This window comes from Mycetohabitans endofungorum (assembly GCF_037477895.1).
Classification (GTDB): domain Bacteria; phylum Pseudomonadota; class Gammaproteobacteria; order Burkholderiales; family Burkholderiaceae; genus Mycetohabitans.
Genome location: NZ_CP132744.1, coordinates 2,553,084 through 2,567,221, shown reverse-complemented (window position 1 = coordinate 2,567,221; position 14,138 = coordinate 2,553,084). Strand labels below are relative to the sequence as shown.

Here is a 14,138-nt window from a genome sequence, read left to right as displayed (position 1 = left end):
TCCGGGCTTGCCGGGGCGCTGGCTGATGCCCGCGCGTCGCTGGCCACAGTGCGGCCCGTGTCGCATGCTATGGCCGAGCACGATGTGCGCATGCTGTCACTGCCAAGCTCGGCGATGGCGGCGGCGCCGGCAGCTCGCCGTGGGCCCGTACCGAGGCTTGCGTCCACGCCCACACCCGCGTCCACACCTACGTCTGCACCCGCGTCCGAGCCCATACCTGCGCAGACGCCGTTGCCGGCGCCGAAGGCCGACACGCGGGATGGCGCCGAATCTTCCGCCTCCCCACCGGCCGCGCGTAGCGGCTCGCGCTCCGGCACAAACGTGCGCGATGGTGCGGACGCGGCCAGGCCGATATCCTTGACTTTTCGTGACGCGGAACTGAGCACGGTACTCGGCGCCTTCGCCGAATTCACGGGATCCAACATCATCGTCAGTGACAAGGTTCGCAAAAAAGTGTCGCTGCATCTGGTCGACGTGCGATGGTCCCATGCACTGGCTGCGTTGCTGCAAGCGCACGGACTCGAAATGGAGCGACGCGACAATGTGATATGGATCGCGCCGGCGGCCGAAATCGCGGCGCGAGAACGCGCGTTGCTGGAGGTGCACGCGAAACGATTGCAGCTGGAGCCGCTGGCTAGCCGCCTGTTCGAACTTCATTATCAGCGGGCCGAAGACGTGCGGGCGATGATTTGCGCATCGGGCAGCCAGCGGCTGTTGTCCAGCCGCGGCGCGGCGAATGCCGACCCGCGCACCAATCAATTGTTTGTCACCGATGTTCCCGGCCGGCTGGCCGACATCGCGTCGCTGATCCACGCGATCGATCGGCCGACCCGGCAGGTGTTGATCGAGGCGCGGATCGTTGAGGCGGATGAGGGATTTTCCCGCGCGCTGGGTGCACGAGTCGCGATACTCAAGCGCGACGGTGGCGATAGCCCAACATCCGTTGGCGAAGTGGCGTCTCAGGGTAGCATCGGAGCGGGGCTGCGGGGGCCGATGGTCGATCTGTTGGCCGCTCCGCTTTCCGGGTTTGTGCCGGCCAGCGCGGGCATTGGGCTGTTGAGCGCATCGGTATCGAGACTGCTCGACATCGAACTGAGTGCACTGGAGATGCAAGGGCGCGGCCGCGTGGTATCGAGCCCGCGCGTGATCACCGCGGATCGTTTCAAAGCGGTGGTCGAGCAGGGGGCCGAAGTACCGTACCAGACCCGTACGCAGCGGGGCAGCGCGGTACAGTTTCGGCGCGCGACGCTCAAGCTCGAAGTTGAGCCGCGCATCACGCCTCGCGGACATGTGATACTGGACCTCGACATTGCCAAAGACAGTGTCGGCTCTGAGATGTCACATGGGCCGGCGATCCATACGAAGCGGGTGCAGACGCGCGTGGAGGTTGAAAATGGCGGCACGGTTGCGATTGGCGGTATCTATTCCCAGGACGATCGGCAAGACGAGGCCCGCGTGCCCATCCTGGGTGATATCCCGCTGATCGGCGCTTTGTTTCGGCATCGCACCCGGAGTGACCGTCATAGTGAATTGATCATATTGATTACTCCCACCGTCGTCACTGGGCTGCAGGCAACCGCGTCCGGGGCGCGACGCAAGGATTTTAGCGCCACACCACGGCCCGGCGCCGCCGAAGCGGATCCGCTGCAGGGTGGCGAAGCGGATTCTTCTCAGGGTGGCGATTTAGATCCGCCGCAGCCTGCTGAAGCGGGCCTGTTACAGCCGACCGGGGCGAACGCACTACGACCTGCCGAGGCGGGTCCGTCACAGTCCGCCGAGCAGGTCGCACAAGAAACCGAGGGGCAGCATGAAGGGTGATGCGCAAACTGTTCGCGCGGCCCCTCGCGATGCGTGTTCCGGCTCCATAAGTACGGTGGTACTGCGCTGCGGCCTCGACAAACAACAACGTTTGCAATTAAGCTGCGCGACGGACCAGTAGATTCATGTCAATGACACAGTTGCTCGACGCGACGGCAAACGCCAGCGTTTTTTTCATCGGATTGATGGGGGCGGGAAAGACGACGGTCGGCCGTGCTGTTGCCCGTCGCCTTGGACGCCCTTTCGTCGACTCCGACCACGAAATCGAAGCCCGTACGGGCGCGCGCATTCCTGTGATATTCGAGCACGAGGGGGAGGATGGCTTCCGCCAACGGGAATCGGCGATCATCGACGAGCTGACGCGCCGTCCAAGCCTAGTCCTGGCGACGGGCGGCGGCGCAGTGATGCGGCCCCAAAACCGTGAGTGGCTGCATGCACGCGGTATTGTTATTTATTTGCGTGCCACGCCACATGACCTGTGGCTGCGCACCCGTCGCGACAAGAATCGTCCGCTGTTGCAGACTGATGATCCGCGCGGCAAGCTGGAGTCGCTGTTCGCGCTGCGAGATCCGCTGTATCGTGAATGCGCGCATTTCGTGATTGAAACCGGACGGCCCACCGTCAATGGTCTTGTCAATATGGTACTCATGCAACTGGAACTGATCGGCATCCGCCCGCAGCCCGACTGCGACGCACCGCAGGATGCTCTGCCGCCCCATGACAATGCTTGTTGAGTCGCCCCGTATGATCCATATCGAAGTCGAACTGGGCGAGCGCACCTACCCGATCCATATCGGTGCAGACTTGATCGACCGGGAAGCGTTGTTCGCGCCGCATATTCGCGGGACTTCGGTGGCCATGGTGACCAATGCCACGGTCGAGCCGCTGTACGGCACGCGGGTACGGGCAGCGCTTGAGCGTGCCGGCAAGCGTGTGCAGACGATCGTGCTGCCCGATGGCGAAGCGCACAAGAACTGGCAAACGCTGAACCAGATATTCGATGCGTTGCTAGGTCAGCATGCGGACCGTAAGGTGACGTTGGTCGCGCTAGGTGGCGGTGTCATCGGCGACATGACCGGCTTTGCCGCCGCATGCTACATGCGGGGTGTGCCGTTCATTCAAGTGCCGACCACGCTGCTGGCCCAGGTCGATTCGTCGGTCGGAGGCAAGACCGGCATCAATCATCCGCTCGGCAAGAATATGATCGGCGCGTTCTACCAGCCGCAAGCGGTGATCGCCGACATCGGCACGCTGGGCACGCTGCCGCAGCGCGAGCGTGCCGCCGGCCTCGCTGAGGTCATTAAGACAGCGGCTATCGCGGATCCGGCATTCTTTGACTGGATCGAAGCGAATATCGACGCGTTGAATCATTGTGACGCATCGGCGCTGGCACGGGCGGTCAAGCGCTCCTGCGAGTTAAAGGCAAAGGTGGTCGCCGCCGACGAGCGCGAGGCAGGCTTGCGCGCGATACTGAATTTTGGCCATACGTTCGGCCATGCGATCGAGGCCGGCCTCGGGTATGGCCAATGGCTGCATGGCGAGGCGGTCGGTTGTGGGATGGTGATGGCCGCGGACCTGTCGGTACGGCTTGGCCTGCTGGACGAGACCACGCGCGATCGACTGGGCCGATTGATCGGCGCAGCGCACTTGCCCACGCGCGCGCCGGCACTTGGCACGGATCGGTATGTCGAACTGATGCAGGTCGACAAGAAGGCGGACAGCGGTACGATAAAGTTCATCCTATTGAAGCGAATCGGTGACACGTTGATCACCAGTGCGCCCGATGCTGATGTACGCGCGACACTGGCGGCAAGCGTCTGAGTGCATGCCCCAGCGTCCGAGCGGCTGAAGCAGGGCGGCAGCAGTCGTTGTTCAAGGAGTGTCGGTAAGTGAAGCGTGCGTACGAAGGTCAATTTCGGCATAGGGTGCCGACATTGTGCGATCTCGAGGATCATCTGGCGCCGTATGCGGTGTCTTCACGGCTGTCCCGCGGGCGCCGCCATCCGGAACCCGCGCCGGATTCCCGGACCGAGTTCCAACGCGATCGGGACCGTATCATCCATTCGACGGCGTTCCGGCGCCTCGAGTATAAGACGCAGGTGTTCGTGAATCACGAGGGCGACCTGTTCCGCACGCGACTCACCCACAGTCTGGAAGTCGCGCAGATCGCGCGTTCGGTGGCGCGTAACCTGCGCGTCAACGAGGACTTGGTTGAAGCGATCTCGTTGGCGCACGATCTCGGGCATACGCCGTTCGGCCATGCCGGACAGGATGCGCTGAACGAATGCATGCGCGAGTTCGGTGGATTCGAGCATAATCTGCAAAGTCTGGCAGTCGTTGATGAGTTGGAGGAGCACTATGGCGGATTCAACGGCCTGAATCTGTGCTTTGAGACCCGCGAGGGTATTTTGAAGCACTGCTCGCGTGAAAACGCGCGGCGCTTGGGCGAGCTAGGCGAGCGCTTTCTGCGCGGGCGCCAACCTTCCATCGAGGCGCAGATCGCCAACCTTGCCGACGAAATCGCGTACAACAATCATGATATCGATGATGGGTTGCGCTCGGGACTGCTGGCCCTGGAGCAGCTCGATACGGTCGAACTGTGGCGTGAGCATCATGCATTGGCGAGGCAGGCCCATCCGACGTTGGATGGGCGGCGGCTAATCCACGAAACAATACGGCGGATCATCAATACGTTGATCGTCGATTTGATCGGCGCGACGGCTGAACGCCTGGCGATGGCGAAGCCAGACTCGGTCGATGCGGTTCGCGCATCGGCGCCGCTGGTCGCGCACAGTGACGCGATCGCGGCGCAAGCGCGCGAACTCAAACAGTTCCTGCTTCACAACCTGTATCGCCATTATCGTGTGATGCGCATGGCGAATAAGGCGCGTCGTGTGGTCGTGGGGTTGTTCGATGCGTTCCGAGACGATCCGCGCTTGCTGCCGCCTGATTACCAGCGCGATGATGCGGCGACGCAGGCTAGACTCATAGCGCATTACATCGCCGGGATGACGGATCGGTATGCGCTGAAAGAATATCGCCGTTTGTTCGTCATCGACGACGGCTAAACTCCCACGCTTGCCTTCCCTGCGCGTCGACTTGCGCTGCTTTCACCTTTGTTCAAGTGAGGAATGCAAGGTGGCCGATTGGCCTTATCCGCGCGTGGTCGCGCACCGGGGTGGTGGTACGCTGGCGCCGGAAAACACCCTAGCGGCGATCCGCGTCGGCGCGGAGCTGGGGCTCAAGATGGTTGAGTTCGATGCTAAGTTGTCCGCCGACGAAGTGGTTTTCCTGCTGCATGACGATACAGTGAACCGGACCAGCGACGGCCGGGGTGCTGCGCAGCGCAAACAGTACACGGCGATTGCCCGGTTGGATGCCGGCAGCTGGTTCGACGGGCGTTTCCGTGGTGAATGGATGCCGACGCTGCAGCAGGCGAGCGAGTGCTGTAGCGCGCTGGACTTGGCCGTCAACGTCGAAATTAAACCGTGTCCGGGGCGCGAAACCTTGACTGGGCGCCTCGTGGCAGGCGAAGTGGCGCGATGGTGGGCGGGCGCCATGCCGCCGGCGCTGCTCTCGTCGTTTTCCCTTGAGGCGCTGTACGGCGCGCGCAACGTGGCGGCGCAACTACCTCGCGGCTGGTTGGTCGGCGCCATGCCGGCGAACTGGCGCGAGCATGCCCGTGCGCTCGGCTGTGTCTCATTGCACGTGGACCACCGCCAGTTAACTGCCGCACGTGTTGCGCAGATCAACGAAGCCGGCTTGCGCGTCCTTGCCTACACCGTCAATATGCCGGAACGCGCCCGCGAACTTGTCGAGTGGGGCGTCGATACGATCTGTACAGACCGCATCGACTTGATCGGCGCGAACTTCTTCGGCTAGGGCGACGCGCTTGCGCCGCGCCACGCACGGCGAGCCCCCTACGTTGAGCCGGTAATTCGCATACCGTAGGAAGATGCCGTACTACGTAAGAGGTTGGCACCGTGGAGGTACGCCACCCGTCGGTGGAAATATCGGTCCGTCAATGTGGCGTGTACCAGCATCACGATGCCGCGCCGCTAAGCGCGTCCCAGTAACAAACCCAGCAGCAACGCCGCGCCGGCAGCTGCAGCGACGGCCTGCCATGGGCGCTCATGGACATATTCGTCCGCCCCGCCCCATGCGGCCTGCGCGCGGCGTTTCACGTTCTCCTGGACATCCCCCAAGCGTGAGCGCGTGGCTTCGATCTTGTCCCGCAATTGCTGGCGCAAAATCTCGACATCGGCTTGAGTACTGTCCGTTAGCGTATTTTCCAATTCGGACAACAGCTCACGTACTTCAGCGCCGGCGTCCTGCACGGCATGGCGCCCATGGTGTGCGATACGCTGCGCGTGGCGACCGGTCTTGTCGAACGAATCCTCTAGCGCCTGGCGTGTATTTTCCAAATTTGTCATTCCAGCTTTCTCCAGATAGTGTCGAAATGTTCGACGGTGTTGCAAAAAAGCCACTCTTGGTGGCACGCGACGTGCGTAGATGCACTGAACAGCGGTGGCGTGCGCGCGTCGATACGCCACGTTAGATTGGTCCTGCGCCCCCCGATTGGCTTCTTGACGGCGGTGGCAGTACGCAATGCGGCTGTCAGTGCCGACACAGTGAAGCACATTGCAGGCCAACCCGGAGGTTGTTGGCGCCGTGCCGATTAAGGCTGGTGATAGCTGCGCCGGTCAAGACGGGCATTACGGAAGTAGGCGGTGCGCGGGTCCAGGCAGGTGGCGCGCAGTTAGACAGCGTGCGGAGCTAGATAGCACGCGGAGCTAGACAGCGCGCGGGGCAGGTACTACGGAGGCCAGCGTTGCACGGGCCAAAGCGGGCGGTACAGCTGCAAGCGCCGCTCCCGGGGTGGAAGAATGTCAGCATGGCTTCCCCCCGGCGCGTTGAGCGTCAGAAGCGGTAGCCGACGTTTAGGAACGTGACGAGCGGATTCAGCTTGATGCGCGTGTGGCTCGTGACGTTACGCACGCCAACCGGTGTTTGCGCGACACTATGCAGTGTGGCATCGGTTGAAAATGGCAGGAACGATACGGAAAAGCTGGCGAAAATGTGCTTGTTGAAGTTGTACGCGAAACCGGCGTTGAACACTGGCGCCCATGCGCTGTCTACGTCCACAGAGGTCGGGCCATGCAACTGTTGCGACACAAACGTTGGATTCGTGATCCGCGCGTTGGTGAACCAGATGTAGCTTACGCCGATTCCGACAAACGGACGAAACGCAGCATCCGCATTGCGGAAGTAGTATTTGAAGACGAGCGCGGGACTCCATTGCCGTGCCTCTCCGAGTTTGCCGTACGAGGCGAGGGTGCCGCCGCCACGCAGGTCGAATTTGGGCGGAATGCCCGCATCGGCTTGGACGGCGAAATTGTCAGTGATGAAGTACCCTGTGGAGAGGCCAAAAGTATCGGAGGAGCCGATACTAGCGCTCGAACCAAGGACCGCGATGTTGACGGGGGAGCCGCCGACGTTCGTGATTTTCAGTACGTCGCTGCTGTCTTGCGGCGCAAGATGGAACCAACCGGCTGCCATATAGGCGCTGCCAGCCGTTTGAGCATGTGCCTGATTGAAGCAGCAAGCAATAGCCGCGAGCCCTGGAATGGCTTTGATGATGTGTATTAATTGCACTGTGCTCCTCCATTTTTTTTAAAGTCCACCCATTATGCAGACAACGTTTCAAACGAACCATAGTCCTGCGTTAGAGCATTTTCCCTAAAGCTGGACGCAGCTGGCTTTGCACGCCGCGTCGTGCGCGAGCGCCGCGGGATGATTGACTCCTGTGGGTATACACCAAGTGCGATCTAAACGGAAATTCCTGCAATGGCCCGGTTAGCACGTCTTTATGTCCCCGACCAGCCGCAGCACGTAATCCTGCGAGGCATCGATCACCAGCCTGCTTTCGTCGATGACGAGGATTATGCGCTGTTTGTTGAATGCCTGAAAACAGCATCACGCGACCACCAGCTTGCGATCCACGCGTACGTCCTGATGCCATCGGCGGTGCAGTTGCTGGCGACGCCGCGCGAGGAGTCCAGCCTTCCCAAAGCGATGCAGGCCGTGGGTAGGCGCTACGTCGCGCACTTCAACCGTCGCTATGGGCGACGCGGTACGCTGTGGGAAGGGCGTTACCGCGCCACGGTGTTCGAAGCAGAACAGTATTTTATGCTGTGCAGCCGGCTGGTGGAACTCAGTCCGGTGCGCGAGCGCCTCGTTTCTTCTGTTGACGCGTATCGGTGGTCCAGCTATCGACACCACGTTGGCCTCGTACTCGATCCGTTGATTACCGACCATCCGCTGTATTGGGCGCTGGCCAATACGCCGTTCGAGCGCCAGCACGCATACAAACAGCTGTGTGAGCAGGCGTTGGATGAAAACGCAGTCAATGAGTTGCAGCAGGCCACGCTCAAGGGGTGGGTGCTGGGGAGCGAAAGTTGGCGTGACTGGGCGGCCCGGCAGGCGAACCGCCGCGTGTCACCGTTGCCGCGTGGACGCCCTCGTAAGATGCGGGACGACGATGGTCAGGGGGCGGCCGGTGCGCAGCCGCCTGGTGCAGAGGCCGGAGGCGAGGCCTCGACTGCTGCGCGTCCGCCAGGTGATGTGCCGTCGTCGGAGGCAGGTCGCCCAGGCGAGGCAGGGCCGGGTAATGGGCCGTGCGCACGGAACACGCAGCCGGGGCGGGCCACGACCGGCCTCGGCGCTGCTGACACGGGGGCGAGCAATGGCGCTTCGGCACGGGCATCGGGGGAGGGACCGGCCAATGGTAGTTCGGAAACGGATCCTCCCACTTCAACGTAGGGCGCCCCTTTCAGCGGCGGCTCCATCAGCAGCAACTCGCTTAGTGGTGGCTACTGATGGTTTCTCGGTCGCGGCGTTACGTCCGATATTTCTATATCGAGTAGTCCCTTGTCGGTTGGTTTCGCATGGGCCGCCTCCATGGGGTAGCTTACATAAGTCAGCCTACATGAGGTAGCCGACATGGGCGGTCCATTTCGAGAAGTTGTCTCCTCGGGCGTTTCCCCTCCGACACTTCCCTCTTCGGTATCCCCCCTCCGGCTCCTACTCGAGCGGCACGGTAGCCTTGGACCGAGCGTACGACGTACAGGCCCGTAATGATGCATTAAATGCAGAACGGCCAGAGGCAGAGGTGGTGCGTTTGGGTTGTCACGCGGACGCTGTCCTGATCGGCGAAGCAGGCACACTAAGGTGTATTGGGGCGCGTCACATTGATATGGAACCAATTTATTAAAATAAAAATGGACACAAATATTATAGGGGACGTATCAGTCTATTTTTATTGGCGTCCTATTGATTCGTCGCGTATATTTGATTTCCAGCTGATTCATCGCTTCCGTGTCCACAAGTCGCGGCCGCTCCTGATCCAGCCGACATGCGCCGAAAACACTCGCAGCGACAGCGACGCAGCGCTCAAGCGCGAGTTTTCCGGCCGGTTGCATGGCCAATCACAATCACGGTGCCCCCATGAAAGACGCAACACAACCGACCGTCGGCCAGGGCTTGCCCGAAGCACAAGGCCTGTACACGCCAGAAAACGAACATGATGCGTGTGGCGTCGGCTTTGTGGCCCACATCAAGGGTCGCAAACGCCACGAAATCGTGGAGCAGGGCCTGAAAATTCTCGATAACCTGGATCACCGCGGCGCGGTGGGCGCGGATCCGCTGATGGGCGACGGCGCCGGCATCCTGATCCAAATTCCGGATGCGTTCTATCGCGAGGAGATGGCGCGGCAGGGTGTGACGTTACCGCCGTGCGGCGAGTACGGCGTTGGCATGATTTTTCTGCCCAAGGAGCACGCATCGCGCCTGGCTTGCGAACAGGAACTCGAGCGCACGGTCAAGGCCGAGGGGCAAGTGGTACTTGGCTGGCGCGACGTGCCAGTTGACGGCACGATGGAAATGTCGCCGATGGTGAAGGCCAGCGAGCCGGTGATCCGCCAGATCTTCATTGGTCGTGGCAAGGACATCATGGTCACCGACGCGCTTGAGCGCAAGCTGTACGTGATCCGCAAGACGGCCAGCCACCGTATCCAGGCGCTCAAGCTCAAGCATGGCAAGGAGTATTTCGTGCCGTCGATGTCGGCGCGCACGGTTGTCTACAAGGGGCTGCTTCTGGCGAGGCAGGTGGGGATCTACTATCGCGATCTGCAGGACGCGCGGGTTGTGTCGGCGCTTGCGTTGGTGCACCAGCGTTTCTCGACCAACACGTTCCCGGCGTGGGAGTTGGCGCACCCGTATCGGTTGATTGCGCACAACGGTGAAATCAACACGGTCAAGGGCAACGTCAACTGGCTGAACGCGCGCACCGGGGCCATCGCGAGCCACGTGCTCGGCGCTGATCTGCCTAAGCTGTGGCCGCTAATCTACCCGGGACAGTCCGATACAGCCTCGTTTGACAACTGCCTCGAATTGCTGGTGATGGCGGGCTATCCGCTGGCGCACGCGGTGATGATGATGATTCCGGAGGCGTGGGAGCAGCACGCGCTGATGGATGAGAATCGCCGCGCGTTCTACGAATATCACGCGGCGATGATGGAGCCGTGGGACGGTCCGGCGGCGATCGCATTCACCGACGGTCGTCAGATCGGCGCGACGTTGGATCGCAACGGCTTGCGTCCGGCGCGCTACCTCATCACCGATGACAACATGGTGATCATGGCGTCCGAGGCCGGCGTGCTGACAATCCCCGAGTCCAAGATCGTCAAGAAGTGGCGCCTGCAGCCGGGCAAGATGTTCTTAATCGACATGGAGCACGGCCGCATCATCGATGATAAGGAACTGAAAGACAATCTGGCGAACGCGAAACCGTACAAGAGCTGGATCGACGCGGTGCGCATCAAGCTGGACGAAATCGAGCCGAAGTCGGAGGACGTTGTGGCGGCGGCTGAGCCGCAGGGTGCGCCGGCGTTGTTGGACCGGCAGCAGGCGTTCGGCTATACGCAGGAGGACATTAAGTTCCTGATGGCGCCGATGGCGCAAGCCGGCGAAGAGGCGATCGGCTCGATGGGCAATGACTCGCCTCTCGCAGTGATGTCGAACAAGAACAAGACGCTGTACCACTACTTCAAGCAGTTGTTCGCGCAGGTCACGAATCCGCCGATTGACCCGATTCGCGAGAACCTGGTGATGTCATTGGTGTCGTTCATCGGGCCGAAGCCGAACCTGCTCGATACGAACAACATCAACCCGCCGATGCGGCTGGAAGTGTCGCAACCGGTGCTCGACTTCAAAGATATCGCGAAGATCCGTGCAATTGGCGAGTACACCGGTGGTAAGTTCAGTTCCTACGAATTGACTATCTGCTATCCGGTCGCATGGGGCAAGGCCGGTATCGAGGCGCGCCTGGCGTCGCTGTGTGCTGAGGCAGTCGATGCTGTGCGCTCCGGCTATAACATCTTGATCGTATCGGATCGCAAGACCGACCGGGACAATGTCGCGATCCCGGCGTTGCTCGCGACCTCGGCGATTCACAGTCACCTGGTGGCGCATGGGTTGCGCACGAGTACGGGCCTGGTGGTCGAGACCGGTTCCGCGCGTGAGGTTCATCACTTCGCGCTGCTCGCCGGTTATGGCGCTGAGGCGGTGCACCCTTATCTGGCGCTCGAGACGCTGGTGGCGATGTCCAGCGGCCTGCCGGGCGCGCTGTCGGCCGACAAGGCCATCCAAAATTTCACGAAGGCGGTCGGCAAGGGCCTGCAGAAGGTCATGTCGAAGATGGGCATCTCAACCTACATGTCGTACACCGGCGCGCAGATCTTCGAGGCGGTGGGCTTGTCCAGCGAACTGGTCGCCAAGTACTTTAAGGGCACCGCATCCAGCGTTGGCGGCATTGGCTTGTTCGACGTGGCGGAAGAGGCGATCCGCCTGCATCGCGATGCATTCGGTGACAACCCGGTTCTCGCGACGATGCTTGACGCTGGCGGCGAGTACGCGTACCGCGTGCGTGGCGAAGACCACATGTGGACGCCCGACGCGATTGCGAAGCTGCAGCATTCGGCGCGCAGCAACTCGTATCAGACGTATAAGGAGTACGCACATATCATTAACGACCAGACCCGCCGTCACATGACGTTGCGCGGCCTGTTCGAGTTCAAGGTCGATCCTGCCAAGGCCATTTCGCTCGATGAAGTCGAGCCGGCCAAGGAGATCGTCAAGCGCTTTGCAACCGGTGCGATGTCGCTTGGCTCAATCAGTACCGAGGCGCATGCGACCTTGGCAATCGCGATGAACCGCATCGGCGGCAAGTCCAACACCGGCGAAGGCGGCGAGGACGAGCGTCGGTACCGCAATGAGCTGCGTGGCATCTCGATCAAGAATGGGGATACGCTCGGCTCGGTCATTGGTGAAGAGGCGGTCGTCGTCGATATTCCGTTGCGCGATGGCGATTCGCTGCGCTCGAAAATCAAGCAGGTCGCATCGGGTCGTTTCGGCGTGAGCGCCGAGTACCTAAGCTCGGCCGACCAGATCCAGATCAAGATGGCTCAGGGCGCCAAGCCGGGCGAAGGGGGGCAGCTGCCCGGACACAAGGTGTCGGCGTACATCGGCAAGCTGCGCTACTGCGTGCCGGGTGTCGGGCTGATTTCCCCGCCGCCGCACCACGATATCTATTCGATCGAGGACCTCGCGCAGCTGATCCACGACCTGAAGAACGCCAACCCGCGCGCTGGCGTATCGGTGAAGCTCGTCTCTGAAGTCGGCGTGGGCACGGTGGCGGCGGGCGTGGCCAAGGCCAAGGCCGACCACGTTGTGATCGCGGGCCACGATGGCGGTACGGGCGCATCGCCGTTGTCGTCGATTAAGCACGCCGGCACGCCGTGGGAGTTGGGCCTGGCCGAGACGCAGCAGACGCTGGTGCTCAACAAGCTGCGCGGCCGGATCCGCGTGCAGGCCGACGGACAGATGAAAACCGGCCGCGATGTCGTGATCGGCGCGCTGCTGGGCGCCGACGAGTTTGGCTTTGCGACGGCGCCGCTGGTCGTCGAAGGCTGCATCATGATGCGCAAGTGCCATCTGAACACGTGCCCCGTGGGCGTCGCGACGCAGGACCCGGTGTTGCGCGCGAAGTTCCAGGGCCAGCCCGAGCACGTGGTGAACTTCTTTTTCTTCGTGGCCGAGGAAGTGCGCGAAATCATGGCGCAGCTCGGGATTCGCCGCTTCGACGAACTGGTCGGTCGGGCCGATTTGCTCGATACGAAAAAGGGCATCGCGCATTGGAAGGCGCGTGGTCTCGATTTTTCGCGGATCTTCCATATGCCTGAGGCGGGCGCCGAGGTGGCGCGCCGGCACGTCGATACGCAGGACCATGGCCTGGACCGGGCATTGGATCATGTGTTGATCGACAAGGCGAAGGCGGCGATCGACAACGGTGAGCATGTGTCGTTCATCCAACCGGTGCGCAACGTGAATCGCACGGTCGGCGCGATGCTCTCAGGGGTGATCGCGCGCAAGTATGGGCACGATGGCCTGCCGGACGATACGATTCACATCCAGTTCAAGGGGACGGCGGGACAGAGTTTCGGCGCATTCCTAGCGCGCGGCATCACGCTGGACCTGGTCGGCGACGGCAACGACTATGTGGGCAAGGGGCTCTCGGGTGGACGCATCATTGTGCGTCCGACCAATGACTTCCGCGGCAAGTCAGAAGAGAACATCATTTGCGGCAACACCGTCATGTATGGCGCGATTGAGGGTGAGGCGTACTTCCGGGGCGTTGCGGGTGAGCGCTTCTGCGTGCGCAACTCCGGTGCGACGGCGGTCGTTGAGGGCACCGGCGACCACGGTTGCGAGTACATGACCGGCGGCACCGTCGTCGTGCTCGGCGAGACCGGCCGCAACTTCGCGGCGGGCATGTCGGGAGGCGTCGCGTACGTGTTTGATCCGGGCAACACGTTCGCGACCCAATGTAATCAGGCGATGGTCGCGCTTGAGCCGGTGCTGCAGCAGGCCGAGCAAGAGCGCACTGTTGATCCGGCACTGTGGCATCAGGACCAGACCGACGAGGCGTTGCTCAAGGGGCTAATCGAGCGCCACTTCGAGTTCACCGGGTCGCCGCGCGCCAAGGCGCTGCTCGAGAACTGGGATACGTCGCGGCGTCAGTTCGTCAAGGTGTTTCCAACCGAGTACAAGCGTGCCTTGGCCGACATCGGTGCCAAGAAGAAGGCGGCGAGCGCGCCGAGCCTAGCGGCCTGACGGCTTGCGCACCGATGCGACGGCGGATGCGCCGGCAAGTCAACGCACGACAGCCCCGCCGCGGTGCAGCGGGCTGCCCCTCAATAGGT

General features: G+C 61.9%; 8 protein-coding genes and 1 pseudogene. 7 read left to right on the top strand and 2 right to left on the bottom strand.

All coding sequences use genetic code 11. The features are described from left to right. Positions 1–69: 69 nt before the first annotated feature. The 5 genes from pilQ to ugpQ all read left to right on the top strand — a co-directional run bounded on the left by pilQ (position 70) and on the right by ugpQ (position 5,700). A complete protein-coding gene (pilQ, locus tag RA167_RS11260; RefSeq protein ID WP_139337147.1) occupies positions 70–1,818 on the top strand; it encodes a type IV pilus secretin PilQ in 1,749 nt (582 codons plus the stop codon). A gap of 131 nt (positions 1,819–1,949) precedes the next feature. After that, a complete protein-coding gene (locus RA167_RS11255) occupies positions 1,950–2,552 on the top strand; it encodes a shikimate kinase (RefSeq protein ID WP_076785612.1) in 603 nt (200 codons plus the stop codon). Positions 2,553–2,562: 10 nt separating this feature from the next. Continuing rightward, positions 2,563–3,639, top strand: coding sequence for a 3-dehydroquinate synthase (gene aroB, locus RA167_RS11250; protein ID WP_076785611.1), 1,077 nt, complete (start codon positions 2,563–2,565; stop codon positions 3,637–3,639). A gap of 68 nt (positions 3,640–3,707) precedes the next feature. After that, entirely contained in the window at positions 3,708–4,886 is a 1,179-nt protein-coding gene (locus RA167_RS11245) for a deoxyguanosinetriphosphate triphosphohydrolase (RefSeq protein ID WP_076785610.1), read from the top strand. 70 nt (positions 4,887–4,956) lie between these two features. Then, the gene (gene ugpQ, locus RA167_RS11240) at positions 4,957–5,700 is read left to right on the top strand and encodes a glycerophosphodiester phosphodiesterase (RefSeq protein ID WP_076785609.1); all 744 of its coding nucleotides are present in this window, start codon (positions 4,957–4,959) and stop codon (positions 5,698–5,700) included. Positions 5,701–5,876: 176 nt separating this feature from the next. Here the strand turns inward: ugpQ and RA167_RS11235 are convergent, their stop codons facing one another. Both RA167_RS11235 and RA167_RS11230 read right to left on the bottom strand, forming a co-directional pair. Then, positions 5,877–6,251, bottom strand: a complete 375-nt coding sequence (locus RA167_RS11235) for a DUF883 family protein (RefSeq protein WP_076785608.1) — start codon at positions 6,249–6,251, stop codon at positions 5,877–5,879. Positions 6,252–6,738: 487 nt separating this feature from the next. After that, a complete protein-coding gene (locus tag RA167_RS11230; protein WP_076787485.1) occupies positions 6,739–7,464 on the bottom strand; it encodes an OmpW/AlkL family protein in 726 nt (241 codons plus the stop codon). A 201-nt stretch (positions 7,465–7,665) separates the two neighbouring features. Between RA167_RS11230 and RA167_RS11225 the strand changes: the two are divergent. After that, positions 7,666–8,358 (top strand): annotated as a pseudogene (locus RA167_RS11225) (transposase); the annotation flags it as partial. A gap of 966 nt (positions 8,359–9,324) precedes the next feature. Beyond that, positions 9,325–14,049 (top strand): glutamate synthase-related protein, encoded by a 4,725-nt coding sequence (locus RA167_RS11220; protein WP_076787484.1) that lies wholly within the window; start codon positions 9,325–9,327, stop codon positions 14,047–14,049. Positions 14,050–14,138: the final 89 nt, after the last annotated feature.